The following is a 916-nucleotide window of genomic DNA, read 5'->3' as shown; positions in this document are numbered from 1 at the left end:
GCCGGTGAACGTGAGACACAAATCGCTACCCGCTGATCCGGCTCTACGCCCAACGCAATAAGTTGATGGGCCAACCGATTAGCACGAGTATTTAATTCGGCATAACTCAGGGACTGATTTTCATACACCAAAGCCGTCGCTTCCGGGGTTTTCGCCACCTGTTGTTCAAATAACTGATGAATATACAAGTCTTCAGGATACAGCGTTTCCGTGGCATTCCAGGTTTTTAGCAACAAGGTACGTTCCGCGGCCGGCAGAATATCTAACGCCCCAACCGGCCTGTCCGGGGTGTGCGCCAGCGCCGCTGCCAGACTTTCCAGCGCCTGCCGCATATAACCGCATATCCGTGCCGGGTCAAACGGCTCGACAACCTGAGCCGTCAGCCCCAGCGCATCACCAAAATCCTCCACCGACAGCGTAAACGGGTAGTTCGTCCGCTCCTGCCCGCCCATAAACTCAACTCCGTTTAGCCCCTCATCGGACAGGGCTGATACCACATTATGCCGGTAGTTCAGCAGGGCACTGAAGAGCGGGCCTGTGTTGTCGATACCACTGCACTGTTGCGCCAGCACCAGTGACGCATGCTCATGCGCCAGTAATCCGGCCAGCCGAGTATGGGCCTGCTGCACACTCTCCCGCACCGGTGTGTTATCGATATCCAGCCGCAGTGGCAGGGTATTAAGAAACAGCCCCAGCCCGTTGTCCATCCCTGCTCCCGCCGCCATGCGCCCGAACAGCACGGTGCCGAACACCACCTTTTCCTGCCCGCTGGTGCGTGACAACACCTGCGCCCAGGCCAGATGGCACAACGTTGCCAGACTGACACCCAACTGCTGCGCCTGCTGGCGCAGACGGGCATTCAGTTCCGCCGGCAACATCCGGTGGAATTCCGTCACCTGTGAGCCGTCACGGTGGA

The 916-nt window shown here is 58.5% G+C and carries 1 protein-coding gene; it reads right to left on the bottom strand.

Features of this window, described 5'->3' with window-relative positions; all coding sequences use genetic code 11:
- Positions 1-916 (bottom strand): condensation domain-containing protein (locus tag C5470_RS22005; RefSeq protein WP_166291914.1); only part of this gene is annotated, 916 nt, incomplete at both ends.

Source organism: Photorhabdus stackebrandtii (genome assembly GCF_011189495.1).
GTDB classification, from domain to species: domain Bacteria; phylum Pseudomonadota; class Gammaproteobacteria; order Enterobacterales; family Enterobacteriaceae; genus Photorhabdus; species Photorhabdus khanii.
The sequence above is the reverse complement of the archived record's forward strand: the minus strand, read 5'-3'. Positions and strand labels throughout refer to the sequence as shown.